The 26,431-nt window shown below is 64.6% G+C and carries 31 protein-coding genes; 24 read left to right on the top strand and 7 right to left on the bottom strand.

Annotation, left to right across the window (positions count from 1 at the left end):
- Positions 1–89 precede the first annotated feature (89 nt).
- The 21 genes from OMW55_RS12420 (at position 90) to alr (ending at position 16,853) form a co-directional block, all read left to right on the top strand.
- Entirely contained in the window at positions 90–1,199 is a 1,110-nt protein-coding gene (locus tag OMW55_RS12420) for a phage portal protein (RefSeq protein WP_264883538.1), read from the top strand.
- Positions 1,200–1,279: 80 nt separating this feature from the next.
- Positions 1,280–1,528 carry a DUF6127 family protein gene (locus OMW55_RS12425; RefSeq protein ID WP_319950670.1) on the top strand — a complete coding sequence of 83 codons (249 nt, stop codon included), beginning with the start codon at positions 1,280–1,282 and terminating at the stop codon, positions 1,526–1,528.
- A 13-nt stretch (positions 1,529–1,541) separates the two neighbouring features.
- Positions 1,542–1,940: an HK97 family phage prohead protease gene (locus OMW55_RS12430; protein WP_319950671.1), complete on the top strand. Its 399-nt coding sequence runs from the start codon at positions 1,542–1,544 to the stop codon at positions 1,938–1,940.
- A gap of 77 nt (positions 1,941–2,017) precedes the next feature.
- On the top strand, positions 2,018–3,139 hold the full coding sequence (locus OMW55_RS12435; protein ID WP_264883542.1) for a phage major capsid protein: 1,122 nt from the start codon (positions 2,018–2,020) through the stop codon (positions 3,137–3,139).
- A gap of 50 nt (positions 3,140–3,189) precedes the next feature.
- Positions 3,190–5,496: a hypothetical protein gene (locus tag OMW55_RS12440; protein ID WP_264883544.1), complete on the top strand. Its 2,307-nt coding sequence runs from the start codon at positions 3,190–3,192 to the stop codon at positions 5,494–5,496.
- Positions 5,493–6,221: a hypothetical protein gene (locus tag OMW55_RS12445; protein WP_264883546.1), complete on the top strand. Its 729-nt coding sequence runs from the start codon at positions 5,493–5,495 to the stop codon at positions 6,219–6,221. The genes OMW55_RS12440 and OMW55_RS12445 overlap by 4 nt, the downstream gene beginning before the upstream one ends.
- Positions 6,222–6,384: 163 nt before the next feature.
- A complete protein-coding gene (locus tag OMW55_RS12450) occupies positions 6,385–6,666 on the top strand; it encodes a phage fiber-tail adaptor protein (protein WP_264883547.1) in 282 nt (93 codons plus the stop codon).
- Positions 6,667–7,188, top strand: coding sequence for a head-tail connector protein (locus OMW55_RS12455; protein ID WP_264883548.1), 522 nt, complete (start codon positions 6,667–6,669; stop codon positions 7,186–7,188). It abuts the gene before it with no gap.
- Positions 7,185–7,514, top strand: coding sequence for a head-tail adaptor protein (locus OMW55_RS12460; protein WP_264883550.1), 330 nt, complete (start codon positions 7,185–7,187; stop codon positions 7,512–7,514). Before OMW55_RS12455 ends, OMW55_RS12460 begins: the two co-directional genes overlap by 4 nt.
- Complete coding sequence (locus OMW55_RS12465; protein WP_264883551.1) at positions 7,511–7,714, top strand: hypothetical protein; 204 nt, start codon at positions 7,511–7,513, stop codon at positions 7,712–7,714. Before OMW55_RS12460 ends, OMW55_RS12465 begins: the two co-directional genes overlap by 4 nt.
- Positions 7,711–8,091: a DUF3168 domain-containing protein gene (locus OMW55_RS12470; protein WP_264883552.1), complete on the top strand. Its 381-nt coding sequence runs from the start codon at positions 7,711–7,713 to the stop codon at positions 8,089–8,091. The genes OMW55_RS12465 and OMW55_RS12470 overlap by 4 nt, the downstream gene beginning before the upstream one ends.
- Positions 8,092–8,104: 13 nt before the next feature.
- Complete coding sequence (locus OMW55_RS12475) at positions 8,105–8,512, top strand: phage major tail protein, TP901-1 family (protein ID WP_264883554.1); 408 nt, start codon at positions 8,105–8,107, stop codon at positions 8,510–8,512.
- A complete protein-coding gene (locus OMW55_RS12480) occupies positions 8,509–8,823 on the top strand; it encodes a gene transfer agent family protein (RefSeq protein WP_264883556.1) in 315 nt (104 codons plus the stop codon). The genes OMW55_RS12475 and OMW55_RS12480 overlap by 4 nt, the downstream gene beginning before the upstream one ends.
- On the top strand, positions 8,820–9,014 hold the full coding sequence (locus OMW55_RS12485) for a phage tail assembly chaperone (RefSeq protein ID WP_264883557.1): 195 nt from the start codon (positions 8,820–8,822) through the stop codon (positions 9,012–9,014). Before OMW55_RS12480 ends, OMW55_RS12485 begins: the two co-directional genes overlap by 4 nt.
- A gap of 4 nt (positions 9,015–9,018) precedes the next feature.
- The gene (locus tag OMW55_RS12490) at positions 9,019–9,576 is read left to right on the top strand and encodes a tail tape measure protein (protein WP_264883558.1); all 558 of its coding nucleotides are present in this window, start codon (positions 9,019–9,021) and stop codon (positions 9,574–9,576) included.
- A complete protein-coding gene (locus OMW55_RS12495; protein ID WP_264883560.1) occupies positions 9,573–11,882 on the top strand; it encodes a DUF2460 domain-containing protein in 2,310 nt (769 codons plus the stop codon). The genes OMW55_RS12490 and OMW55_RS12495 overlap by 4 nt, the downstream gene beginning before the upstream one ends.
- A complete protein-coding gene (locus OMW55_RS13995) occupies positions 11,882–12,682 on the top strand; it encodes a DUF2163 domain-containing protein (protein ID WP_407822144.1) in 801 nt (266 codons plus the stop codon). The genes OMW55_RS12495 and OMW55_RS13995 overlap by 1 nt, the downstream gene beginning before the upstream one ends.
- Before the next feature lies 1 nt (position 12,683).
- Entirely contained in the window at positions 12,684–13,079 is a 396-nt protein-coding gene (locus OMW55_RS12505; RefSeq protein ID WP_264883565.1) for a peptidoglycan endopeptidase, read from the top strand.
- 1 nt (position 13,080) lies between these two features.
- The gene (locus OMW55_RS12510; protein WP_264883567.1) at positions 13,081–15,240 is read left to right on the top strand and encodes a phage tail protein; all 2,160 of its coding nucleotides are present in this window, start codon (positions 13,081–13,083) and stop codon (positions 15,238–15,240) included.
- Complete coding sequence (locus OMW55_RS12515) at positions 15,237–15,731, top strand: DUF2793 domain-containing protein (protein WP_264883569.1); 495 nt, start codon at positions 15,237–15,239, stop codon at positions 15,729–15,731. The genes OMW55_RS12510 and OMW55_RS12515 overlap by 4 nt, the downstream gene beginning before the upstream one ends.
- Positions 15,732–15,824: 93 nt before the next feature.
- Positions 15,825–16,853 (top strand): alanine racemase, encoded by a 1,029-nt coding sequence (gene alr, locus OMW55_RS12520; protein WP_264883570.1) that lies wholly within the window; start codon positions 15,825–15,827, stop codon positions 16,851–16,853.
- Here the strand turns inward: alr and nth are convergent.
- The 7 genes from nth to lepB all read right to left on the bottom strand — a co-directional run bounded on the left by nth (position 16,850) and on the right by lepB (position 21,823).
- The gene (gene nth, locus OMW55_RS12525; RefSeq protein ID WP_264883572.1) at positions 16,850–17,494 is read right to left on the bottom strand and encodes an endonuclease III; all 645 of its coding nucleotides are present in this window, start codon (positions 17,492–17,494) and stop codon (positions 16,850–16,852) included. The genes alr and nth overlap by 4 nt on opposite strands.
- Positions 17,491–18,201, bottom strand: coding sequence for a 4-hydroxy-tetrahydrodipicolinate reductase (gene dapB / locus OMW55_RS12530; RefSeq protein ID WP_264883574.1), 711 nt, complete (start codon positions 18,199–18,201; stop codon positions 17,491–17,493). Before dapB ends, nth begins: the two co-directional genes overlap by 4 nt.
- A 20-nt stretch (positions 18,202–18,221) precedes the next feature.
- Positions 18,222–18,971 (bottom strand): DUF72 domain-containing protein, encoded by a 750-nt coding sequence (locus OMW55_RS12535; protein WP_264883576.1) that lies wholly within the window; start codon positions 18,969–18,971, stop codon positions 18,222–18,224.
- On the bottom strand, positions 18,968–19,375 hold the full coding sequence (locus tag OMW55_RS12540; protein WP_264883578.1) for an acyl-CoA thioesterase: 408 nt from the start codon (positions 19,373–19,375) through the stop codon (positions 18,968–18,970). Before OMW55_RS12540 ends, OMW55_RS12535 begins: the two co-directional genes overlap by 4 nt.
- A 101-nt stretch (positions 19,376–19,476) precedes the next feature.
- Complete coding sequence (gene era / locus OMW55_RS12545; protein ID WP_264883579.1) at positions 19,477–20,373, bottom strand: GTPase Era; 897 nt, start codon at positions 20,371–20,373, stop codon at positions 19,477–19,479.
- Positions 20,370–21,032 carry a ribonuclease III gene (gene rnc / locus OMW55_RS12550; protein WP_407822145.1) on the bottom strand — a complete coding sequence of 221 codons (663 nt, stop codon included), beginning with the start codon at positions 21,030–21,032 and terminating at the stop codon, positions 20,370–20,372. Before rnc ends, era begins: the two co-directional genes overlap by 4 nt.
- Complete coding sequence (gene lepB / locus OMW55_RS12555) at positions 21,029–21,823, bottom strand: signal peptidase I (RefSeq protein ID WP_264883580.1); 795 nt, start codon at positions 21,821–21,823, stop codon at positions 21,029–21,031. The genes rnc and lepB overlap by 4 nt, the downstream gene beginning before the upstream one ends.
- Positions 21,824–21,921: 98 nt before the next feature.
- On the opposite strand from lepB, the gene pgi reads away from it, so the two are divergent.
- Genes pgi through OMW55_RS12570 form a run of 3 tightly spaced genes read left to right on the top strand, consistent with a single transcriptional unit; the run spans position 21,922 to position 26,384 of the window.
- On the top strand, positions 21,922–23,424 hold the full coding sequence (pgi, locus tag OMW55_RS12560) for a glucose-6-phosphate isomerase (protein ID WP_264883582.1): 1,503 nt from the start codon (positions 21,922–21,924) through the stop codon (positions 23,422–23,424).
- Entirely contained in the window at positions 23,421–24,767 is a 1,347-nt protein-coding gene (gene gorA, locus OMW55_RS12565) for a glutathione-disulfide reductase (protein WP_264883584.1), read from the top strand. The genes pgi and gorA overlap by 4 nt, the downstream gene beginning before the upstream one ends.
- Positions 24,768–24,791: 24 nt before the next feature.
- Positions 24,792–26,384: a phytoene desaturase family protein gene (locus OMW55_RS12570; protein WP_264883586.1), complete on the top strand. Its 1,593-nt coding sequence runs from the start codon at positions 24,792–24,794 to the stop codon at positions 26,382–26,384.
- Positions 26,385–26,431 lie beyond the last annotated feature (47 nt).

Below are 26,431 nucleotides of genomic sequence, written 5' to 3' on the forward strand. Positions count from 1 at the left end.
ACGCTGTTCTGGCACATACATGAACACTGGACGAATCGCCGGTTGAGCCGGTCGGGGCCGCGAGGCCGCTCACAAGGACAAACAGCATCATGAGTTGGTTCGGACGCAAATCGGCGCCGGCCAGCACGCCCGCGTGGCCGCCGTTCATGGCGGCCGCGGACAGCGACGCGTTGCCGCGGAGCTATCAGGGCCGGCTGGCAGAGGTGTTCATCAATAATCCGGTCGGTCAGCGGTCGGTGCGCCTCGTGGCAGGTACGGTGGCGGCGCTACCGATCGATCAGACCGAGGGCAGGGAACAGGTGCGAGCGCTGGTCGCAAGGCCGCAATTGCTTGAAACCATCGCGTCGCAGCTGCTGCTGCACGGCAATGCCTACCTATACTGCGTCGAGGGTCCGAACGGCTTGGCTGAGCTGTCGCCGCTGCGGCCAGAGAAGGTGTCGGTCAGCGTCGACGAGCGCGGCTGGCCGGCGGCGTATGTTTACCGCGCGGGTGGACGACCAGTGCGTTATCCGGCGCGAGACAAGCTTGCCCGGCGGCAGGTAATCCACCTGCGCGCGCTGCATCCGGGTGACGATCAGATGGGCCTTGGCTGCATGGACGCGGCGATTTCGGCAGCGTCGCTGCACAATCGCGCGACCCGGTGGAACAAGTCGCTGCTCGACAATGGGGCCCGCCCCTCGGGCGCGATGGTGTACGAGCCGGGTGATGGATCGTCTCTGACGGCCGACCAGGTGGGTCGGCTGCGCGAGCAGATCGAAGCGCATTTCTCAGGCACTCAGAACGCGGGGCGGCCGCTGCTGTTGGAGGGCGGTCTCAAGTGGCAGTCGCTGAGCTTGTCCCCATCGGACATGGACTTCGTGGCGCTGAAGGAAGCGGCGGGGCGGGACATCGCGCTAGCGTTCGGCGTTCCACCCGTGCTGCTCGGGCTGCCCGGCGACACGGCTTACGCGAACCTCCGGGAAGCAGGGCGGGCGCTGTATCGGCAAACGGTACTGCCGCTCGCCGAGCGCATGCTTGACGGGTTGGCGGACGGCCTCAGCGACTGGTTCGGTAAGGTGAGCTTTGCCGTCGACGTGGATCGGATCAGCGAACTGATCGAGGACCGCGAGCGGCTCTGGCAGCGGATCGAAGCGGCGACCTTCTTGTCGCGCAACGAGAAGCGCGAACAGCTTGGCTTCAAGCCGGAGAACCGCGAGTGAGCCCGGCGCAGTCGTCAGCGGAAGCACTCCTGACCCAACTGCTTAGGCAATCGGATACGGGAGCCCTGGACCCGATTAACATGCGCGCGCTAGTCGAGGAGGCGAGCCAGAGCGGGGCGCATCGCGCACTGGCGAGCCTTGGGCTCGACGACGACAATGCCCGTCGGGACATGGACGAGCTGCGCCAATTACTCTCGGCTTGGCGGGACGCAAAGCGCAGCGCCTGGCAGGCGGTGGTCGCATGGGCGGTGCGAATCTTCCTGGCCTGCGTGCTGATCGGGTTGGCCGTGCGGCTCGACCTGGCGGGACTTATTCATGCTGCGCGGTGATCGAAAGCCGGACGTGCGCTTCGCCGGCTACGCTGCCGTGTTTGACCGGATAGACAATGGCGGCGACGTCATCCGTCGCGGCGCCTTCGCCAGGTCATTGCAAAATGGCCGGACGATCCCGTTGCTGTGGCAGCACCGGACCGGGGTTGTGATCGGCGAGATCGAGGCGCTGGCGGAAGATGCGAAGGGGTTGCGGGTGATTGCTCGCGTCAAAGGCCACGCTTCAGAGGGACGCGTGGCCGGGCTGATCGAGAACGGCCGGTTGAACGGGTTAAGCTTCGGATACCGGGTTCGGCAGTCGCGCCAACTCGAGGGAACTCGTGAGCTGACCGACCTGGATCTCGTTGAAGTGAGCGTCGTCAGCAAGCCGATGCAGCCCCGGGCGCTGATCCACGCGGTCCGTCCAGGCTGAGCCACAACAAACAAGTGCAGCGCAATTCGGCCTCGTCGCATCCCGCGGCGGGGCCTTTTTCTTGTCGGAGGAAGTGCATGGTTGAAGTGAAAGCGGATGCGCTGGTGACGTCATTTGACGAGCTCGAGCATGATGAAGCGGGAATGTCGCTCAAGGATGAGCTGCAACTCCTGAAGGCCCGGCTCGCGGCAGGGGTGATTGCAGGCAAGCGACCCGCGCTTGACGGGGTCAAGTCAGCCGAGAGCAGCTTGTTCGTGGAGCGCTTCCTGCGCCGGGGCGTCGAGAGCGGCCTGGAAGCCAAGTCGGCGGACAATGCGTCAAGCGGTGCAGGCGGGTTCGCCATCCCGCGAGAGATCGACGAGCAGATCGACCGAACGCTGGTGACGATCTCGCCGATCCGCGCGATTGCCAATGTGGTGAAGGTCGGCACCTCAAATTACCGCAAGCTGATCACGACCGGCGGAACGCCATCTGGCTGGGTCGGCTTCGAGGCTGCCCGTCCGGAGACCGGGACCCCCACCTTCAGCGAAGTCGTGCCGGCTAGCGGCGAGCTGTACGCCAACCCGGCCGCCTCGCAGCACATGCTGGACGACGCGCTGTTCGACGTTGAAAGCTGGCTCGCCAGCGAAATCGCCACCGAGTTCGCTCGGGCGGAAAGCGCCGCGTTCATCAAAGGCACCGGCGTCAACCAGCCGCTCGGCTTTCTAGCCTCGCCGAATGCGACAACGGCGGATGGTGCCCGGCCAATGGGCACGCTGCAGACGATCGGCACCGGCCTGGCCGGTGCCTTCCCGGCGACCAACCCGGCGGACAAGCTGATCGACCTGGTGCAGAGCCTGCGCCAGCCGTATCGGCAGGGCGCCGTGTTCGTGATGAACTCGGCGACGGCGGCGGTGATCCGAAAGTTCAAGACCACGGACGGTGCGTTCATCTGGCAGCCCGGCATGATCGCCGGCCAGCCCGCCACCCTGCTCGGCTACCCGGTGATCGAAGCCGAGGACATGCCCGACATCGCCGCAAACAGCCTGTCGGTCGCGTTCGGCAACTTCAAGGCCGGCTACATCATCGCGGAGCGGGCGGAAACGATGATCTTGCGCGATCCTTACACCAAGAAGCCGTACGTCTACTTCTATGCGACGAAGCGGATCGGTGGACAGGTCGTGAACAGCGAAGCGATCAAACTGCTAAAGTTCGCCTGATCGGCGACCTCGCCGACCAATCTTCAAGCTAACATCAAAGAGGAGAAGCCATGCCGGCTGTCTTCACCCCCAGGTTCGTTGATCTCGTGCGAACCTACACGACAACTCAGGGGACGGGACCTGTCGTGCCGGGCGCGGCCGTGCAGGGCTTCTCCTCGTTCGCCGAAGCGCTCAACTTCGGCGACCAGTTCTATTATTGCATGCAAGGGATCGATCATCCGTCCGAGCGGGAGGTCGGTCGCGGGTCGTTCCAGGCCGATGGGACGATTACCCGCCAGCCCGTGAGCGGCACTGCGACCGACTTCAGCAGCGGGGCGAAGACGATCAGCCTGGTGACAGCGGCCGAATGGTTCACGCAGCAGCAGTCGGCGATTGGAACCGCAACGCCTGGTGCCGTCGTGAGCATCGCAACGCGGGCCGAGCTGTCAGAAGCGGGTGGCGGAAGCCCGGGCAACGGATCGGTACGCTGGTTGCGGGAGGGAGGCCGTGAAGGCCTCTTCGTGTTCGACAGCTCCGACCTTTCGGCGAAGGTCACGGCGGACCCGCGGCAAGGCGTGTGCGTGGCGCCAGCCGGTGATCCGACCGGCGCTGCCGGCTGCTGGATGCGCAAGGTCGACGGACCGTTCAATGTTCGCTGGTTCGGAGCGGTCGGCGACTATGTGGCAGACGACCTGCCGGCGTTCGTCGCTTGCCGCGACTTTATCTTGTCCCAGACCCAGGGCGTGTTCGCAGGCAATCACGTCATGTTCGTGCCGTCCGGCCGCTACTTTCTTGCGGACCGCTTCGACAGCAACGGGCTGCGGCTCGTTGGTGAGCACTCGGGCCAACCCGGCGGCGCCTCGACGGTGCTGCGCGCTGCGAAGAACAAGACGTGCGTACGGCTGACGGGAGGACCGAACAACGCGAGTTCGTCCCTCGAGAACGTGCAATTGGTCGGAGGCAACGTCACCGTCACCAGTTCCGGATCGGTCACGAGCTACGCCGCAGGTAACAGTCCCACCGGCAATGGGGTTGAACTGGCGGTAGACTGGGCGACCTGCATCAATGTTTCAGCGGTATGTTTCGGTGGCACCGGCTTCGTTGCGAACTCAGATCTACGGGCTGGCAATTGCAACAGCTTCTACCTCGAGCGTTGCCAGTCCATGTATAACCGTGGTGACGGTTACCTGTTCGCCGGGACGGACGCTAATGCCGGCACGACCATCAATTGTTCGTCGATCAGCAACGGTGGTGCTGGATTTCGCGAGTATACCTTTCTGGGAAACACCCACATCGCGCCGCACGTTCGGGACTGCGGTGTCGTCGACGCAACGGGTTGCAACGGGCCGGTAGGCACCTGCAAACATGGTACAACGCCGGCCCGCTACTTCTATGTCGTTGCCGGCCGCGAGGCGCAGGCCGCTACGGAGGTACCCGGTTCCGTGTCAAATGGTGCCGAGGCCTGGCGCGAGTTTTCAGGCCATCCAAGCTGCAAGGTTTGGACCGCCGGCCAGACTTGGACCAGTGCTTCGCCCTACCAGACCAACCCCGCGAACGTGAACGCACGCAATAGCTTTGTCGGCTGCTACGCGGAAAGTGCGCAAGCACCGGTGCAGGCTACTGCACCATCGATCTTCAGCGGCGGCCTGCTTGACGAGGTCGGGTTCGACAAAGACAGCTCGGCAAGCTGGCTGCGAGCCGGCACGGTGGAGCAAAAAGCTGCGCTGGTGGTGCCGGGCTTCATGGCGATGCAAAACGGCAGCGCCGAGCTGGCGTCGTTGCCAATTGCTGCAGTCAGTCGGCCTTGGAACGTACTGCAGCCCGGTCCGCAGCAGGGGAGTGTTCACCTTCGTCACAGCTGCATAGCCGGGCAAGGAACCGCGCTAACCTTCGGGTATGCAGGTGGGGGTGGAATGAGCGCGGGCGCCGGCGTTTACAGTCATTCGTATCCAACGAGCGGCTCCCGCTTGTCGCTGGCCACAACTGACAACTTCGGCATGGGCGCGCAGACCGCGCTGACCATCGACGAATGGGGCAACGTGGATGCGGTAAGGGGATCATTGAAGGGGCACTGCCCGGTGACGGTGCAGAGTGGCGCGGCTTACACCGCCGTCGCCGGCGATCGAGACTCCTATGTTCGCTTCACTAGCAACTCGGCCGTCACGTTCACCATCCCGCCGAACAGCGTGGCTGCCATGCCGCTGGGTGCCGAGATCACGATGGAGCAGGGCGGCAGTGGAAGTGTGACGCCTACCCCGGGGCCGGGAGTGATCATCAACAAGCGGGGAGCTGTCAGTGCAACAGCGGGGCAGTTTGCCGTCGCGACGCTCAAGAAGGTAGGAGCGGACGTCTGGACCCTTACTGGCGATCTCGCATGATCGCCCAAGGGATATTGGGTGCAACCCGCCGCCGCGCGGCTGCAGCGCCAGCAGCCAGCTTCGGCGGCATGCCGGCACTGTTTTCCGCAGGACAGAAAGGCGCCTATTACGACTTCACGAACCGCACCAAGCTGGCGGTCAACGCCGATGGAAGCGGCGGCAGCCCCGGCATCGGCGCGACCGCGCGTTGGGCGGTCGACCAGTCACCCAACGGCAATCACCTGCGGAACACCGTCGGGACGGTCTCCGTCGTCGACAATGGGATCGTCACGAGCGGGTCCAACTATGGCCTGTTCAACATGGGCGGCTTTGGTGACTGGCCGCGGGTCGACCCGCCGTTCGAGCTCATCGCGACCCTGCAGCAGGAAGGATATGGCGGGATCGACGCCCGCTTGCTCGATCTTGGCGGTGTAAGCCTCTTGCAAGGAAGCCGCAGCGGGAAGATCCGAGCCTTTGCGTCTGGCTATGGCAGCGAGGTCGCACCAGGATTGGCAGCCGACTTCACCGTTCACCTGATCTTCAATGGACCGGCTAGCTCAATTGCGATCAACGGAGCGCCGCCGAGCACGGACAATCTAGCCGCTCAACCCTGCACGCAGGTTGTGGTTGGGTCCGATGTGGGCGGCAACAATGCCGTGCCGGTGCGAGTCAAACGGCTGTTCATTCGCTCGGGCGCTCTCAACCAAGTCGATCGGGCCGGCGTGATGACGTGGGTCAGCGCGTAGGAGCAGAAAACATGAGCATCGCAGCCTTTGCGCTGGCGCACGCCGCCGTCAGCCAACCCGCCACCACAAGCACGCCAGTCAAGCCGCCAGCCATGCGAACCGCAACGGCCGTGCCGGATCAGACCAACGCTCCGGAGCCTCGGTAGCCCGCAGGAGAATTTGCATGTCATTGCTGATGAAGGATCCCTCCGCAGTCCTGGACTACGGGATCGACTGGGGACGCCAGTATCTTGAGGGCGACCTCCTCGCTGAGAGCTCCTGGAGCGTCGAGCCAGCGGAGGTGAGCGGCGTGGAGGTACTTGCCGCATCATTCAACGACCGCAGCAGCCGGGTTAAACTCGGCGGCGGCATCGCAGGACGGGTCTACCGGGTCCGCAATCATGTCGTCACGGCCATGGGTCGCGAGGACAGCCGATCGCTCGTCTTGCGCGTGGAGGAGCGCTGAATGAACCTGGTGCTCGCATCGCCCATCGTGTCGTTGAACGAAGCTCAGTCCTTTGTTCGGGTCGAAACAGGCGAGGAGGAAGCCTTGCTGGCGGGCCTGGTGCGCACCGCTAGCGCCATTTGCGAAACGTTCCTGAATCAGGTCGTCGTTTGTCGAGCCTTTCAAGAAAAGGTGCTCGGTTCGGGGTCGTGGCAAGCGTTACATGCGAGCCCTGTCCGTTCGATCGACAATGTCGCGGCTGGCGCCGGGACGCCCAATGAAGTGCTGCTGACCCCAGACGAGTACCAGATCGATATTGACGATCGCGGAGCGGGCTGGGTGCGGCTGCCTCATGGCGTTCGCCTAGTAGTGCGCGGAACGGCCGGGTTGGCGATGGAGCGGAACGCGGTTCCGGAGCCGATCAGGCAAGGTGTCCTTCGGCTGGTGTCGCACCTCTACACCGTTCGCGACAGCAAGGACGATCAGCCGCCCGCCAGCGTAACCGCGCTGTGGCGACCATACCGCCGAATGGTGATCGCATGAGCGCCGAGTTCGCCGGAACGCTGACGCAACGCGTCGAGCTTCAGCGGCTTGTTTCCGTGCGAACGGCGGCGGGCCTGAGCCGTCGCGTCTGGGAGACGTTCGCGAGCTGCGTGGCGAGCGTCACTCCGGACGGCACCGGATCGGAAGCGGAAGGAATGACGCTAAGCGCCCTGGCCAGGTACCGCGTGGTCATCAGGGCGAGGAAGGACCTCCGTATCGAACAGCGGCTTCGCTGGCGAGAACGTCATTTCCTTGTGAAGCAGATCATCGAAGATCCCCGATTACCGGATCGGATTCAGTTGCGGTGCGAAGAGGTGCGCGCGTGAAGGCACTCGATCAACATGGACAGCAGCTGGCCAGCGTGGCGGCGGAGCGGCGTCGGCGTGAAGTGGCGGACGAGGTCGGCCGTGAACTGGGGAGTGCGACCGTTTCGGTGCATGGCAACGACGTGGTCGTGACCGGCAGTCACCTCCTCCGATCCTGGCTCAGCAACGCGAGCCTGCGGCACCTGCGGAGGCATTCGTGAGCAGCGCCGGGCAAGCGCTGCAGGCGGCGCTGGTCAGCCGCTTTTCCCTGCTTTCCGACCTGAGCGGCATCTACGATGGACCGCCGGCGCGGGCGGCCTTTCCATATCTCGTCGTCGACGCGGGGACGGAAGGGGATTGGAGTACCAAGACAGAGGTCGGGCGCGAAGTAGCTGTGGCGCTGACGCTGTGGGACGACCAGCCCGCAAGGTTGCAGGCACTGGCAGACCGCGTTGCCGACGCCATGACAGCCGACCTGGAGCCCGTTGGATGGAGTCTTGTCACGTGCCGTCTCCTGAAGAGGCGTGTGCTGCGGGACGTCGCGGGGCCGTGGGCGGCCGCAATCGATTATCGCGCGCGACTTTTCGCGCTTGCTTGAAAGGGAGCTGACCATGGCCGCTGAACGCGGAAGCGCATTCCTGTTGAAGATCGGCACGGGTGCGAACCCGACGACCTATTCGACGGTCGCCGGACTGAAGACGACCCAGCTTGCAATCAACGGCGACGCGATCGCAATCACTCACAAGGGTAGCGGTGGCTGGCGGGAGTTGCTGTCCGGCGCCGGCATTCGTTCGGTGTCGGTCAGTGCGACGGGCATTTTCACCGGAAGCTCGGCCGAGGCCCAGCTGCGGTCCCTGGCGCTTGGGGGTGTCGTCGCCCCTTACCAGCTCAGTTTCGAAAGCGGTGAGGCGATGACCGGGCAGTTCCTGGTTACGCGTCTGGAATATGCCGGCGACTTCAATGGCGAGCGCAACTACAGCGTCGCCCTTGAGAGCTCCGGGGCGGTGCAGAGCGCATGAGGGCCAACCCACAGCGCGGCGAGGCAAGCTTGCGGGTTGGCGGGGAGACGATCCTGGTGCGGCCGACCTTCGCCGCGCTCGTGGCGGCGGAGGAAGAACTCGGATCGCTTCTCGGCCTGATCGAGCGGGCGAGTGAGAGCAAACTCAAGTTGGTCGAGATGGTCGCCCTACTGGATCATCTCACCACGTCCCGTCCGAGCGGCATCACTCGGGAGCGCATTGGCGAGGCGGTCACGGCGGCGGGTCTCGTCAACGTTACTCCTATTCTGAAGGTTATTCTCGCGCAGATCCTGCAAGGCGCTGCGGGGTGAGCTTCACGGCCGGTGCCCAGCGATGCTGGCGCGCTGCCTCCCTGTTGCTGAACTGGCGCCCCGAAGAGTTCTGGCGCGCCACTCCGGCCGAACTTGCGCAGTCGTTGCCTGCGCAGGACGCCGCGGCTGTCGGCATGTCGGTCGAGGAGTTCACGTCGCTGCGCTCGCTTCATCCAGATTTGGAGAGTTGATCAGATGGACGATACGGTGGAGCGACTGGTGATCAGTGTTCGAGCCGACACGGCAACGTTCGCGCGCGATGTGTCGAAAATGCGCGGCGAGCTTGAAGGGCCACTGGCGAACGGCGCAGCGCGAGCGGGCAGGGTGATCGAAGGCGCTCTGACCCGTGCGGTGACCGGCGGGAAGATCGGGTTCGACGATCTGCGCCGGGTGGCCACCGCGGCGATGGCGGACGTGGCGCAGGCCTCCGTCCGTTCGTTCCTGGGCGGCCAGGGCGCCGGTGGCGGCGGAAGCATGCCGACGACGCTGCTGTCGGGGCTGCTGGGCAGCCTTGCTGGCCGCGCGGCGGGCGGGCAGGTCACGGACGGTCGCCCGTACCTGGTCGGCGAGCGTGGGCCCGAAGTGTTCGTGCCGCAGCAGGCGGGCCGCATAGAGCACCTCGGCGGCGGCTCGCGCAACGTGCAGGTCACCATGTCGATTGTGGCGCCTGCAGGCAGCGAGCCGCAGGCTTTCAGCCGCTCCAGCCGGCAGATCGCCGCGGCATTGCGTGCTGCAGTGACGAGGCAGCAATGATCCGACATTGGGTGACACGGGAAGATGCGCCGCTCGAACGATCGTTCATCAAGCGGTTCGACCCGCAACATTTTACCGTGGACTTTCCTCGCGGAGCGCGCGCGTCGATTGTCCTCGGGGGTGAGCCACACAGCCTCCTGCTAACGGCCGAGTTCCTGAGGCCGAGCGACCTTGTCGGCCTGATCTACGAGAGCGAGGACCGCTACGCTCATCCGGTGCACAAGCGCGAGACAAAGCGCGACTACTCGCATTGTCAGCTACGGTTCCGGTGGCAGTCTGAAGGCCTAGTACGCCTCGACGCCGTGAACGGCCCAACGCTGACCATCGAAGGACGGGATTCGGGAGGGGCGCCGAGAACCTGGTATGTTCGTCTTTGGAACTACGCTTCCGGGCAGCCTGAAGATGCTGAGATTAAGATCGATTTCGACGATCTCAGGGAAGGTTTCGCGCTGTCTCGGGAGGCTGGTCGCGTCTACCCCGGGGACATCGACCGCATGTTCTTCAGCCTGGTTGCGCCCGGCTATGATCCATCGTCTTCGGCGCCGTTCGAGCGGGTCAGGTCCGCCGCGCTGCGCCTGACCAACATGGCCTGTGATGGGTCTGGAAGCGTTCTCGACATCGCCGACGCAATGGTGCCGGAGCACGCTGTGCGTATGTGCACGGCGTACGACGACCTTTATCAATCGGTGCCGGAGCGCGTCGTCGATCTCGTTGAGCGACTCGGGTATCGCAAGGTAATCAACCATTATGTTGGGATGAGCCACTATCAGCGGCTTCTACCCTCGGGACTCCTCGACAGTTCGGTTGCGGTGAACAGTGCGGCCGAGCGCTGGCACGAGGCTTTCGCCACTGCTGCGAAGGAGCGCGGGTTCGAGGTCATCTTCTCGCTATCCTTCGAACTGCTCGACATGTTCTGCCCCGAAGCATGGAAGCAGCGCGATTGGAGCGGGAGACCTGCTCTTACGGGCTATGCACCACCATCCACGCTCGTGTCGCCGGCCAGCGGAGATGCAGTGGATTACTTAAGGAGAGTGGCGCTGCGGTTCTGCCGCTTGCTGACGGAGGCGGAACTGCCCGTGCGGTTCCAGATCGGAGAGCCGTGGTGGTGGATTTCCTCTGATTATCGCCTGTGTGCGTACGACCCGGCGACCCGTGCCGCGATCGGCGGAGATGTGATCGACGTCGGTGACGTTCGCGGCGCGAAGTCGTCGCAGCAGAAGGCGATGCTGGATCGGGCTGGACAACTGCTCGCGGCAGCAACTGCCAGCATTGCGGGTGCGGTTCGCGCTGAACATGCAGGAGCGCAACTCGCGCTGCTCACGTATCTTTGCGGAACGCTCGACCCGCAGGCGCCTGAACTGCGTCGCGCCAATCTTCCGCTAGGCTGGTCGAGCCCCGCCTTCGATGTGCTTCAAATTGAGGACTACGAATGGGTGACCCGCGGCCGCAAGGCTCTAGCGAGCGCGGCGGGCGAGCTCGCGGCAACACGCCTGAATTACGCTCTGGGCATGCGGCACTACCTGGCGGGCTTCGCTAGTCAGGAGAGCAAGGCGGACGATTGGGAAGCAATCCTGGGGGCCATTCGCTCGGCCCTCCGGAAGGGCTTGGCAGAGGTTTTCGTATGGGCCCTGCCGCAGATCGTTCGCGATGCGATCACAATCTTCGATGATGGGAGTGAACGGTTGAACGCGTTTGATGACGTGGCCTTTCCGATCGAGATCGGAGCAGAAGCGAGCATCGCACCAGCTTTCTCCACCACGGTGGTGACCAGCGCGAGTGGGCACGAATTCCGCAACTCGAATTGGGCGCAAGCTCGATTGCGGTTTGACGCCGGACCGGGCGTCCGGGGGGAACGAGAGCTTGGTCGGTTGGTCGACTTCTTTCGAGCTCGCCGCGGCAGTGCTGTAGGTTTTCGCTTCCGTGATCCTTATGACTTCAGTTCCGCAAGCATGTCCGATGAGCCGGCGGCGAGCGACCAGTTGCTCGGCGTCGGAGATGGACGACGGACGGAGTTCCCGTTGCTCAAGCGCTATGGAACGGGGGAGCAAAGAAGGATCACCCGCCCCCTTCCGGGCAGCGTCAGGATAGCCGTCGGCAGCGACGAGCGCCATAGTGGATGGTCCATGGGCGAGCACGGTTTCATCCTGTTCGACATGCCGCCCGAAGCGGGAGAAGAGGTGCGCGCCGGCTTCCTGTTCGACGTTCCCGTCCGGTTCGCAAGCGATCAGCTCGAGATCAATCGTGCGAGCTTCCAGGCAGGCGAGGCGCCCAGCGTTCCGCTGATCGAAATTCGGGAGGATTGCTGATGCCGAGGCTGGAGGGCGAACTCACGGCGCTGTCGTTCTGCTGGACAGTTGAGCGTCGGGATGGAGCGGGCATCGCGCTGACGAGTCATGATCGTGATGTCCGCATCGGCGGCACCCTATGCCTCACAACGCCAGGGCTGATGCCGAACGCGGTGCAGGACGGGTCACTTGATCAGCCCCTGGCCGAGCTGGTCTGCTCCCTTGACAGTGCAGCCCTGAGCGCATCCGACCTGCAGTGCGGTCGTTGGGATGGTGCCCGAGCTACTTTGATCGCTGCGGATTGGCAGACCGAGACCGCCTTCGTTGAGCTGTGCCGTGGGGAGATCGGCGAAGTGGATGTCGAGGGTGACCAGTTCACGGTCGACTTCCAGGGACCAAGTCGGCATCTTTCCCGGTCCGTGTGCCCCGCGACATCGCCCGATTGCAGGGCTGCGCTGGGCGACAAGGCATGCCGGGTTGATCTTGCCGACCGAAGTGTACGCGCCAAGGTCGTCTCGGCGGACGGTGCGACCCTCACCCTGGATCGAGAGCTCGGAGCCAAATTCACTTTGGGGGACCTGCGTTGGATGAGCGGGCTAAACTGCGCTCTCCAGACGCAAGTCGTCCACGTCGGTGGAGCGGCGGTCCAGCTCCGGCAAACACCTTCAAGGCGCGTTGCAATCGGAGATGTCGTGAAGCTGACCGAGGGCTGCGACAAGCGCCTCCAGACCTGTCGTGACAGGTTCGCTAACGTGGTCAACTTCCGAGGAGAGCCACATCTCCCGGGGACTGACTTCCTCACGCGCTATCCAGGCGTTTAAGATGAGCGCTCTTGAGCGTGCTTCGGATCTGATCGGCACGCGCTTCCGACTTCAAGGCAGGCACCCTGATGTTGGCTTGGATTGCGTCGGCGTCATCCTTCACAGTTATGACCTGGATGCTGAAGCATACCCTGCGAACTATGGCCTTCGCGGCCATGGGCTTGCTTCCCTGGATCAGGCATTCGCCGAGCATTTCCGCCGTATACCAAGGCCGGCGATGCGCGCTGGAGACGCGTTGGTATTCCGCTGCAACGTCAATCGCCTACACCTTGCTCTGCATGCCGGGGATCGATTGATCGAGGCGAATGCTTTGGTCGGCCGTGTCGTTGAGCGGCCCTTCCCGGCCGAATGGCCGCTGATCCGGGTGTACCGCCGGCGAACTCGAAGGTGTCCCTGAAATGGCTACACTTGTTCTTGGCGGGGTCGGTGCTGCCCTGGGCGGCGGAATAGGCGGCCTCATCGGTACCTTCGTCGGGCAGACCATCGACACCAATATACTTGGCTCCGGCAGGGCTGGGCGGTCGCGTCTTGCAGACTTGGCGTTCCAATCGTCGAGCTACGGGGCGCAATTGCCTCGGATCTACGGAACGATGCGTGTCGCGGGCGCAGTCGTGTGGGCGACTGATCTGGTCGCAAACATTCCGGCTGGTGGTGGAAAGGCACCACCGACTGGCGGCGCTTACAGCTACTCGGCCAGCTTTGCCGTGGCGCTCTCTTCCCGGGGGGCGAACCGCGTGCGCAGGATTTGGGCGGACGGTAAGCTGCTGCGGGGGGAGGCTGGTGACTGGAAGGTGCCCACCAACTTCCGGTTCTATCGAGGCGACGAGGACCAGCGCATCGATCCACTAATCGCTTCCATCGAGGGTATCGATAATACTCCGGCGTACCGCGGTATTTCCCTCGCTGTGTTCGAGCAGTTGCAACTCCTTGAGTTCGGCAACCGCATACCCGTCCTCACCTTTGAATTGGAGGCAGATCAGGACCAGCCCACCACGGAATACATCTTGGCAGATCTGAGCAGCGGGCTGATCCAAGGCGGCGCAAGCAACACAGTTGCGGGTTATGCGGGTTCCGGCCCGACGGTTGGGGATGCCTTGTCGCCACTGCTGGAAGTGCAGCAGATCCAGCTTGCGGTCGCGGGGGAACAATTGAATGCGTCGCCAGCGTCTAATTTGCTTACCATCCAAGACCACGAACTTGGTTGTGGCCTGGAAGCAGCTGTTCCGCGCGCGTCCATTCGCCGGGCACCAAGTGCCGATCTCCCGACCCGGGTATCCTTGCGATACTTCGACGCTGCACTCGAATACCAAGGCGGGCAACAGCAAGCTACCTGGTCGACCAACGCTCGGGAAAGCCGCCTCATCGAGATACCTGCAGTTCTGACAGCCAGTGCGGCAAGGACGTCGGCCCATGATCTCCTCACGAAGATTTGGGATGAGCGTGAGACTGCCGAGTTCAAGCTCCCCCTAACATTCGCCGGAGCGCGCATAGGAGACCGCCTGGTCACCTCGGAAGATGAGCAATGGCGCATCACGGGCCGCATGCTGGAAAGCTGGGTGGTTCACCTCAGGTGCTGCCGGGTGCCGGGCCGATCCGTTCCGATCGAAGCAGATGCCGGCCGAACTATCGGTGCGCTCGATCGAATCGCGGAACCAAGCGACATTGTGCTGCTCGATCTACCGGCGATGAACGAAGTCGCCGGCGACCCAATGATCAGCATCGCCGTATCTGGAGGACAGCAGCCATGGCGCGCGCTTCCTCTCGTCCTTACCGCTGAAAGCATGGCCCCGCTTGAGTTGGCTGCACCCGCGCGAGCTGTGCTCGGTGTGGCTCGGTCGCGTCTGTCGCCCGGTTCGGAAAGCCTTTTCGACCAAGTTAATAGCGTAATCCTGGAGCTGCGGGATGACGATTGGCTCCAGAATTGCACTGCCGACGATCTTCTAGCCGGCGCAAACCTCGCTGCTCTTGGGAGGGAGCTGCTCCAATTCGCCAGAGTCGAACCGCTTGGCGGCCGACGCTTCCGTCTCAGTCAGCTGCTGCGCGGGCGGTTCGGAACAGAGTGGGCCATGAGCGACCATCGTGAAGGTGACCGCTTCGTGCTCCTGCGACGCTCCGATCTGACCACAGCGGGACTTCCACGCGTGGCGATAGGTCGGAGGATACTCGCGACCGGACGCGGAGTGGGAGACGGACTTGCACCGGGATCAGCTCAACTTGATTTTACATTCGAGGCTTGTCGGCCGCCGGCACCCTGTCAACTGCGTTGTGCGACGACCTTTGATGGTGGGCTGAAGGCGAACTGGATCCGCCGTAGCAGAGTAGGTTACGACTGGAACGACTATCTCGACGCGCCTCTCGGCGAAGAAAGCGAACGATACCTGGTGAGAGTCGGCGGGCAGCTTGGTTCGCTCACCAAGGAAGTCCAAGCACAAGACTGCTTCATCAGCTCGGCCGAGCTTTCTTCCGTCGGTGCTTATCCTTTCGAGCTCTCGGTGGTGCAACTCGGCACCTTTGCGCGGTCGCACCCCGTTTCCATCAATGTGGAGAAGCGTTCATGACTTCCGCCCGTTTTAGTTTGCCGCTGCTTTCTCCCGGGCAGAGCCAGAAAGAGGTTACTCATAACGAGGCGATACAATTGCTCGAATGCCTGGTTCAGCCCGTTGTCGAAGGTTCTCCGGGGAATTCGCCGCCAAGCGCTCCAACCATTGGACAACAATTTCTGATCGGATCGGCGCCTATAGGCGATTGGGGCAGCTTCGCAGGCGGGTTGGCGAGCTGGACTGCTGGTGGCTGGAGGGTCGTGCGCCCAACTGAGGGCTTGACGGTCATCGATCGAAACACCGCCCTGAGTTGGTGCTACATGGCAGGGGCTTGGCAGCAGGGAGTGTGCCGAGCCAGCGAAGTGCGGGTCAACGGACGCAAGGTCGTAGGCGGGCAGCAGGCAGCGATCCCGAATCCCACAGGCGGCACGAGCATTGATACCGAAGCGAGGGCCACCCTAAACTTTGTGCTGAACGCGCTTCGGCAACATGGCTTAATCGCAGTCTGAGGCGATTGTCTCAGGACCAAATTGGTTAGCAGCTTGCCGTACTTGGCATTGCCGGAGCTCGACTGAGCTGAGGCACATAGGTAGTGGGCTGCCATGCACCAGCCACTTAAATTGATGTGCAGCAAGCATGCCCTTGCAAGTAACTGGCGCTCCCTAGTTGAACGAGCCGGGGTACCGGCGGCGGCGGCTGTCAAGGCGAACGCCTACGGATTAGGTGCGGCGGAAGTTGTCCTGACCCTTGCGGAGGCGGGTTGCCGCGACTTCCTTGTGTCAAGCTGGTGGGAGTCTGAGGGGCTGCGAAAGGTTGCTCCACCAGGCTCCATCGCAGTGCTGCACGGCATAGGACCGGACGATCTGCCAGCTGCAATGGTGAGCGACGCGCGTCCCGTGCTGAATACGGTTGAGCAGGCGGCACGGTGGCGCGAGCACGCGGGTGGACGATGCTGCGACGTCATGATCGATACCGGAATGAATCGGCTTGGCCTCAGGCCAGACCAGCTCGACCACCTGAATGGCCTCCAAATCCATACCCTGCACAGTCATCTCGCCTGTGCCGACGAAGACCATGCGCTGAATGCGTTACAATTGACCCGCTTCAGGGAGGTCGCGTCGGCGGTGCAGGCCGTGAGGTACAGCCTTGCGAACAGTGCGGGCATTTACCTTGGGCGGGAGTTTAGCTTCGACTTGGTCCGGCCTGGGTTGGCGCTGTATGGTGGCATTCCCCGCGCAGAAGCTCGAGGCGAGATCACGCAAGTAGCGCAGCTGCAAGCTCAAGTCGTCCAGCGTCGGACGATCATGGCTGGTGAGACTTGTGGGTACGGAGCCACCTTCCACGCAGATCGCAATACCGAGGCTGCAATTATCAACATAGGTTATGCGGACGGCTACTGGCGCGGCTTCTCCTCCGTCGGCTCAGGGGAAGCCTCCGGTACGAAGCTTCCTGTACTGGGCAGAGTGTCGATGGACCTCATCGTTCTGAGTTGTGACGCATTGCCTTCGCTGGCCGAAGGCGAATGGGTAAGCATCGACTTTGCATTGGAACAGGCCGCCCAGCGGAGCGGCATGTCGCAATATGAACTGCTGACGGGCCTCGGCCGCCGCTTCAACCGGGTCTGGCACTAGCGTGTCGGGGCGGGGGTCTTTGAGCGGTAGCGGCAGAGGTCCCTAACCGGGCAGCGCCAGCATTCTGGCCGGCGTGACTTGCAGACGTAGCGTCCGTGAAGGATAAGCCAGTGGTGCGCGTGCGACAGGAATAGCTCGGGGACTACCTTGAGTAGCGCGAGTTCGACATCGAGCGTCGTTGCCCCCGGAGCGAGGCCGGTACGATTGGCAACCCGGAAAACATGGGTATCCACCGCAATCGTCGGTTGCTCGAATGCGATATTCAGGACGACATTGGCCGTCTTTCGGCCCACGCCGGGCAATCTCTCAAGCTCTTCTCGCTGCTGAGGGACTTCCCCGCCATGCTGCGCGATAAGCTGCTCCGCCATCGCCATGACGTTCTTGGCCTTGGTATTGAACAGGCCAATTGTCCTTATGTGCTCTCTGACGCCATCTTCGCCGAGGGCAAGCATCTTCTCGGGTGTGTCGGCAACCGCAAACAATTTGCGAGTAGCCAAATTGACGCTGACGTCAGTAGCTTGTGCAGATAGCGCGACCGCAACCAGCAGCGTGTAGGGCGTCGTCCACTCTAGCTCCCCTTCAGGATTGGGGTTCAGTTCGGCAAGGCGCCTGAAGAACTCGAATGTTTCAGCTTCCCTCACAGCGCGGCGATGACGTCGCGCATGGTGTAAAGCCCGGGCATCCGCCCACGAAGGAAGTTCGCCGCAGCAAGGGTTCCCCGTGCAAAAACCTTCCGGCTTTCGGCCCGGTGGGAAAGAATCAGGCGCTCCTCGGGTCCAAGGAACATCACGTCGTGATCCCCGGCAACCGAGCCGCCGCGGAGTGCAGCGAAACCGACCGTGCCCCGCTGGCGCTCAAGGCCAGTCCCGTCGCGGGCGCGTTCGGCTCGCAGTGGGTGAGATCGGCCCCGTGCCGCGGCTTCACCAAGGGCAAGCGCTGTGCCCGATGGTGCATCGGCCTTGTTGCGGTGATGGACTTCCGCGATCTCGATGTCCCAATCGTCGCCGAGCACGTGAGCGGCGCGCTCGACCAAGTCGGCCAACAGCGCTACCCCGAGCGACGTATTGGAGGCCTGCAGCACAGCGACCTTCTTTGCCGCACCCTCAAGCGCAGCCTTTGCGTCACTTTCCAGCCCAGTAGTCCCGACCAGGACCGGAGTTTGGGTGTTCATCGCACGCTCCAGCGTTGCCGACAGGGCTGACGGAGCCGAGAAGTCAATCAGCACGTCTGCATCATTCTGGTCGAGAGCGAAGCGGCTGTCCTCGGCCACCGCAAGGGCGATTGCCTTTCCCATTCGCCCATCGGGCGCAACCAGGGCCAGGCGGATCGGCGCGTTGTTGACCATCATGCCGCCTGATGGCCGACAGCTCAGCCGATGCCAAGTCGTTGCTGCAAGCTCCGAGCGGCCGCGGGCGCTCGCACCTTAGCGCCGTTGATCATGAAAACATAGGCGTCTCGCCCCTTGCTCTGCCATCCCCTCACACGGTCCCCGAAGCGGTCCAGCGAGTCTTCATCATAGCCGGTAGGGCATGCCTCGCGCATGCGCTGCAACCGCGCATAGACGAAGTCGGCGGTGTCCGCCTCGATGCAGGGAAATTCGTCGGCGTCGCCGAATACAACCGCCACGTTGTTGTCACGACAGAGGTCAAAAAAGGTCTGGTCGCGGAAACTCTCGTGGCGCGGCTCGATGGCATGCCTGAGTGGAAGGCCATCGAGCTCCCGAGGCAGCAGCTCCAGAAAACGTGCAACGTCCTCCGGGTCGAACGATCGCCTGGCCGCGAACATCCAGAGAATCGGACCGAGCTTCGGGCCCAACACACTTAGCCCCTGCGCCAAGAAGGTCGTGACACCTTCCCCCGCGTCGCCAAGGTTCGGCCGGCTGACGCAATATCGGCTTCCCTTCACCGCGAACTGGAAGTTGTCGGGCACCGCCCGACCCCACTTCTCCCAACTTTCATGACTCTGCCGGCCATAAAAGGTCGCGTTGATCTCGATCGCGCCGAATTCTTGCGCCGCAAACTCCAGCTCACGCGATTGGGGCAGCTTCGCTGGGTAGAAGGTCTTGCGCCACGGCGGGAACGTCCATCCGCCGATACCGACCCGGACCTTTGCCGTCATTCGGCCTGACTGGGTGGCAGAAAGCGACTGGTGATGTCGTTCGCCAGACGGGCCGGCCGCTTGGAGACCGCGTCGAGGCAGCACCAAGTGCTTCTCACCTCCGCCAGCACATCCTCACCCCGACGGATAACGGTCGTGAAAAACGCCTTGGCGCCCGATACATGCTCCGCAATCACGTCCGCGACGACCTTGTCCTCAAGAAAGGTCGGCCGGCGAAACTCGATCTCGTGCTTCAGCGCGACCCACAGGTGCTTGGCGACGGCGTCGGTCGGCGCCACCTTCTCCCAATAGCGCACCACAGCCTCCTGAACCCACTTCAGGTAGACGCTATTGTTGACATGACCCATGTGGTCGATGTCGGCAGGTTCAATCCCAATCGCATGGCGGTACATCGTGGCTTCCATGTCGGCAGCCTGTCCGCTGCTGACAATAGTGTCAACACTCGGTTCAGCGGATGGTTGCGTCCGCCTAACGAGCGGGACCGAGCGCAAGCGCCCGCACATGATCAGTCCGCCCAATCCAGCCCGATCTCCCGATAGAGAGCGCGGTCCTCGTCCCACCTTGCGTTCACCTTGACGTGCAGGAACAGGTGGACCTTGCGGCCGATGTGCTCGCCGATGGCCTGGCGCGCGGCCGCGCCGATCGCCTTGAGCTTGGCGCCGCCCTTGCCGAGCACGATTGCCTTCTGGCTGTCGCGCTCCACCAGAATCTGCTGATGGATGACGGTGGAGCCATCATCTTTGCGGTCTTCCCACTTTTCGGTCTCGACGGCAGACGCGTAAGGCAACTCGGCATGCAATTGCAGGTAGAGTTGCTCGCGGGTCAGTTCAGCGGCGACCATCCGATCGGTGGCGTCGGACAGCTGGTCCTCCGGGTAGTGCCATGGGCCCTCCGGCATCCCAGCCGCGAGTTGCCGCTTCAGGTCGGCCACGCCATCACCGGCCGTCGCGGATATCATGAACACGGCTTCGGGTTGCAGGCGCTCCGACAGCTTCGCGGCGATCAGCAGCAGATCTTCCTTCCTGGCTAAGTCCACCTTGTTGAGGACCACGATGCGCGGCTCGGGGCGCTGTTCCACCCCTTGCAGCACCTGCTCCACCCGGTCCCCGAGCTTAGCGGCCGCGTCGATCACCAGCAGGACCCGGTCGGCGTGCTCGGCACCTTCCCAAGCAGCCTTGACCATTGCCCGATCAAGCCTACGCCGCGGAGCGAAGATGCCGGGCGTGTCCACCAGCAGGATCTGGCTCGACCCTTCGATCGCGATCCCCATCAGGCGCGCGCGCGTGGTTTGCGCCTTGGGGCTGACGATCGCCACCTTCTGTCCGACAAGCGCATTGACGAGGGTGGATTTGCCGGCATTCGGCGCGCCCAGAACGGCGACGAGTCCGCAGCGGTTGGTCACGATATCTTCTCCAGCATGGCCTTGGCCGCGGCCGTTTCGGCCTCCTGCTTGCTCGATCCTTCCGCCTCCACTTCGCCGACGCCGGTCAGCGCGACCTTGACCCGGAAGGTCGGCGAATGGTGCGCTCCGGATCGCCCGAGCATCTCGTAGGCGGGCGGGCGCAGGCCGCGCTCAGCGGCGACCTCCTGTAGCTGCGACTTGGGATGCTGAGGCGCGCGCTTCTGGCTGTTGAGATACGGTGCCCAACTCCGGCGAACAAACGCGTCCGCGTGATCCAGCCCGGCGTCGATCAGCAGCGCGCCGAGCAGCGCCTCGACCACATCACCCACGACGTTGTCGCTGCCCGTGGCGCCATCCTCTCGCGCCTGCTTGCCCAGCCGAATGAGCGCCGGCACCTCCAGGTCGCGGCCGATCTGAGCGCAGGTCTCCCGGGCGACCAGCACATTAAGGCGGCGGCTCAGCTTGCCCTCCGGCTCGTCCGGGAAGCGTTCGAACAGCCAGCGCGCGACCACCAGCCCGAGCACCCGGTCGCCCAGGAACTCCAGCCGTTCGTAACTGTCCCGGCCCGCGCTGCCGTGGGTCAAAGCCCGCTCGAACAGCTTGAGGTCGCCCGCCTTGTGCCCCAGCCGGCGCTCGACCCAGGTTGCCAGCTCGCTCAATGCGCGTCCCCGAGCCGGTCGGTCCGCAGCGCCGTGAACCAGGTCCAGGGCAGCAGCCAAGACGCGCTTCCGTCGGTCGACCAGAAAGTCACCAGAGCGCGCCCGACCAGCGCCTCGACCGGCACGAACCCCATGCCGCCCTCTGCCGGAGCGAAGCGGCTGTCCGCGCTGTCGTCCCGATTGTCGCCCATCAGGAACACCGTCCCAGCCGGCACCGTGACCGGCCCGAATTCGTCCGCGACCGGATTGTTGACCTGGTCCAGCACCACGTAGCTGCGCCCATTGGGCAGCGTTTCGCGGTAAGCGGGATAACGGCACTCGCCAGCCCGCACGTCCGGCACTGCCGGCGGAACGGTCCGGCACGAGGTGTTCGGCGACAATGGTATGCCGAGCGGGCCAAGCGACACCCGCGGCACCGGCCGGCCGTTCAGCACGAGCTGCCCGCCCGACGTCGCCACCGTATCGCCAGGCAATCCGATCACCCGCTTGATCACGTCCTCGCCGGTCGGCCCCTGGAACACGGCCACGTCGCCTCGCTCCGGCAGGTGCGAGAACAGCCGACCGCTGATCGGCGGAAAGCCGAACAGGAAGCTGGACCGGCTGTAGCCGTAAGGCCATTTGGCCACGAGCAGATAGTCGCCGATGTACAGTCCCGGCAGCATGGAGCCGGACGGGATGCTGAACGGCGCCACCACCAGGCTCCGCAGCAGCCAGGCGAACAGCGCCAGCCACAATATCCCGCGCCAGCCGCTACCTTTGGCTTCCGCGCTCCGCTTCTTCAATTTTTCCACCGGCCCGCTTTGTTCGGGCCGACGCCATCAGGTCAAGCAAGTCCTTGCGAGAACTTGGCCGGGATGGCTTTTGCCGGCTGCACGCTTATGTAGCCGTCATGTCTCCGCCCATTACCGAAAGCGGGATCGGCGCGGCCGATCTCCCCTCGCTCAACAACCTGTTCGCCGACCATCCGGACCGCACGTCGCGGCTGTCCGTGGCCGTTGCTGGGCTGACCTTCGACTGGTCTAAGACCCACCTGACCCCGGACCTGCTCACCGATTCCATGGGACAAGCTGGCCGCAGCACCTACCGCGATGCGCTCGGGCGGCTGTTAGCTGGCGAGGTCGTCAACCCCACGGAAGGCCGCGCGGCCGAGCATTTGGCCGAACGGGGCAGCGGCTCGGACGATTCGGTCGCTCTCGCAGCCCACCGGCGGCAGCGGATGCGCGGGCTGGTCGACGCAATCGAGGCCGGTGCCTTTGGCGACGTCACGGGTGTGCTCCACATCGGCATCGGCGGATCGGCGCTCGGGCCGCAGCTGCTGGTCGATGCGCTCGGCCGGCGCGAGCGCCGCTATAAGGTCGCGGTGCTGTCCAACATCGATGGCCAGGCGTTCGACGCCGCCGTGGCGGAGCTCGATCCCGCGACCACCCTGGTCGCCATCGCCTCCAAGACCTTCACCACCGCCGAAACCCTCCGCAATGCGGAGGCGGCGCTGGCCTGGCTGGGCGAGCATGGGGTTGGCGATCCCTACGGCCGGTTGATCGCCATCACCGCCGCCCCCGAGCGTGCCGTCGAGTTCGGCATCGATGAGACTCGCGTCCTGCCCTTCGCGGAAAGCGTCGGCGGCCGCTACTCGCTCTGGTCCGCCATCGGCTTCCCGGCTGCGCTGGCCCTCGGCGTTACCGCATTCGACGAACTGCTCGAGGGCGCCGCGGCGATGGACGATCACGTCCGCACCAGCCCGCCCGAGCGCAACGTCGCGCTGCTCGCCGCTACCGCCGACCGCCTCTATGCCGAGCGCTTCGGCGCCTCGACCCGCGCCGTCTTCGCCTATGAAGAGCGTCTGCGCCTGCTGGTCCCCTACCTTCAGCAGCTCATCATGGAGTCGAATGGCAAGTCGGTCCGGGTCGACGGCAGCCCGCTCGACGTGCCCAGCTCCGCCATCGTCTGGGGCGGAACGGGCACGGACGCCCAGCATGCCGTGTTCCAGCTCCTCCATCAGGGTACGCACCTCGTGCCCGTCGAGTTCGTGGCCGTAGCCGAGGGCGACGACGACCAGGATCCGCAGCATCACCGTGAGCTGCTGCTCAATGCCTTTGCGCAAGGCGCCGCGCTGATGGCCGGCAAGGACAGTGACGATCCGCACCGCCGTTATCCCGGCAACCGCCCGTCCGCGACCATCCTGCTCGACCGGCTGGACGCCCGCACGCTCGGTGCGCTGATTGCCTTCTACGAGCACCGCACGTTCGCCGAAGCCGCCCTGCTCGGCATCAACCCGTTCGATCAGTTCGGCGTCGAGCTCGGCAAGAGCATCGCACGGGCCATCGATGACCCCACCCAGCGCGACAGCTTCGACCCGTCCACCCGCGCCCTGATCGAGAAGGCCGGCCTGTGAGCGACTACGACTTCGACCTGTTCATCGTGGGTGCCGGCTCCGGCGGCGTCCGCGCGGCCCGCATCGCGGGCGGCTATGGCGCCCGCGTCGCCGTGGCCGAGGAGCACCGCGTCGGGGGCACCTGCGTGATCCGCGGCTGCGTGCCCAAGAAGCTGCTGGTCTATGGCGCCCACTTCGCCGAGGACCTCGACGACGCCGCCATGTTTGGCTGGGACGTGCCCGAAAAGCGCTTCGACTGGACCGTGCTGCGCGACAACGTCATGGCCGAGGTCTCCCGTCTCGAAGGCCTCTACGGCGAGACCCTCGGCAACCACGACGTCACCGTGTTCAAGGAGAGGGCGGTCGTCACTGGCCCCAACCAGCTCCGTCTGGCCAGCGGCCGCACCGTCACCGCGGGCAAGATCCTGATCGCCGTTGGCGCTCGCGCCGCCCTGCCGGAGATCCCCGGCATCGAGCACGCCATTACCTCCAACGAGGTCTTCCACCTCGAGCGCATGCCCAGGCGGGTGGTCATCGCCGGCGGGGGCTACATCGCCAACGAGTTCGCCGGCATCTTCCACCAGTTCGGCGCCCACGTCACCCTGGTGAACCGCTCTGACACTATCCTGCGCGGCTATGACGAGCAGATCGTCGACCGCTTGGTGAAGATCAGCGTCGCCAAAGGCATCGACATGCGGTTCAACTCGGGCTTCTCCGCCCTCGAGGAGCGCGACGACGGCACGATCCTGTGCCGGATGAAAGGTTGCGACGACATCGAGGCGGACGTTGTCCTGTTCGCCATTGGCCGCCTGCCCAACACCGACGAACTCGGCCTGGAAAACGTCGGCGTCGAACTGACCGAGCGCGGCGCGATCAAGGTCGACGCCGATTATCGCTCCACTGTTCCGTCCATCTTCGCCGTCGGCGACGTTACCGATCGGATTCAGCTCACCCCCGTCGCCATCCGCGAAGGCCAGGCGTTCGCCGACACCCAGTTCGGCGGCAAACCAGCTCGGGTCGATTATGGCTGCGTGCCGTCCAGCGTCTTCTCTCACCCGCCGATCGCCGCGGTCGGGCTCACCGAAGGACAAGCCAAGAACAAGCTCGGCGTGGTCCGCACCTACACCTCCGACTTCCGGCCGATGAAGAACGTGCTGGCCGGCCGCAACGAACGCTCGCTCTACAAGCTGGTGGTGGACGACGGCTCGGACGAGGTGGTCGGCGTTCACCTGATCGGCCCCGACGCGCCTGAGATCATGCAGGCCGCCGCCGTCGCGGTGAAGGCGCGCCTCAAGAAATCCGACTTCGACGCCACGGTTGCCCTTCACCCGACCATGGCCGAAGAACTGGTGCTGATGCGTTAGCAGCGGCGAGGCGGCGAGGGTGACGTGACGTACGACGCGATCATCATCGGTGCCGGCCACAACGGCCTCGTCTGCAGCTTCTATCTCGCGCGGAAGGGGCTCAAGGTTGCGCTGCTGGAGCGCCAGGGCACCGTCGGCGGCGCCGCGGTCACCGACGAGTTCCTGCCCGGCTTCCGCAACTCCGCCGCCAGCTACACCGTCAGCCTGCTCCAGCCCAAGGTCATCCGCGACATGGCGCTGGAGCGGCACGGCCTGAAGGTCGTCCTGCGCCGACAGGACAACTTCCTCCCGGCCGACCACGGCTACCTCCTCGCAGGCCGCGACGGCCTGACCCGGCGCGAGCTCGTGCGCCACCATGCCGCCGACGGTGAAGCCTACGACCGCTATCTGGTCGAGCTCGACACGGTGGTTCCGCTGATCCGCAAGTGGCTGCTCAGGAGCCCGCCCGAGGTCGGCGCCGGAGTCCGCGGCCTGCCGGCGCTGCTCAGCCTGGCGGGCGACCTCAAGGGCCTCTCCGCCGACGAGGTCCGCACCCTCCACGACTTCGCCACCCGCTCGGCCGGCGACATCCTCGACCGCCACTTCAAGGATGACCTCGCCAAGGCGTTGTTCGGCTTCGACGGCGTGGTCGGCAACTTCGCGTCGCCCTACACGCCCGGCACCGCCTACGTTCTGCTCCACCACCTGTTCGGCGAAGCGGCCGGCGTGCCGGGCGCATGGGGGCACGCGATCGGCGGGATGGGCGCGATCACCCAGGCCATGGCCGCCGCGGCACGCGAGGCCGGCGTCGACATCGTCCTCAACACTCCGGTCGAGGAAGTCATCGTCGAGCGGGGCAGGGTGGCCGGCGTGGTTGCCGGCGGCCGCACCTGGCGCGCGCCGCAGGTCGCCGCGGGCGTCAACCCGCGCCTGCTGTTCGAACGGCTGGTCCCGAGCGCCGCCGTTCCGCCCGCCGCCGAGCGCCACTTCCGCCATTGGGCATGCGAGAGCGCCACCTTCCGCATGAACGTGGCCCTGTCCGAACTGCCCCGCTTTACCGTCCTGCCCGAAGCCGGCGACCACCTCACCGGCGGGATCATCATCGCGCCCAGCCTCGACTACATGGACCGCGCCTACCTCGACGCCCGCCGCGACGGCTGGTCGGCCCAGCCGATCGTGGAGATGCTCATCCCGTCGACCCTCGACTCGAGCCTCGCTCCCGATGGCAGGCACGTCGCCAGCCTGTTCTGCCAGCACTTCCGCTACCAGCTTCCGGATGGGCGCAGCTGGGACAAGGTCCGCGACCGAGTTGCCGACCAGGTCATCGCCACCGTCGACGCGCACGCGCCCGGCTTCGCCGCCAGCGTGATCGGCCGCCAGATCCACTCGCCGCTCGATCTCGAGCGCCGCTTCGGCCTCATCGGCGGCGATATCTTCCACGGCAAGATGGGATTGGACCAGCTGTTCAGCGCACGGCCGATGATCGGCGCCGCCGACTATCGCATGCCGCTACCCGGTTTGTACCTGTGCGGCTCCGGCGCGCATCCCGGCGGCGGGGTCACCGGCGCCCCCGGGCACAACGCCGCCCGCGCCATCCTCGCCGACCGCAAGCCCTGGCGCCGCTCCCGCCTGTCCTGAGCGGAGCGCAAAGCGCGCAGTCGAAGGGTCCGTCCTGACCGAGGCGC

Source organism: Sphingomonas arvum, assembly GCF_026013565.1.
In the GTDB taxonomy this organism is placed as follows: domain Bacteria; phylum Pseudomonadota; class Alphaproteobacteria; order Sphingomonadales; family Sphingomonadaceae; genus Sphingomicrobium; species Sphingomicrobium arvum.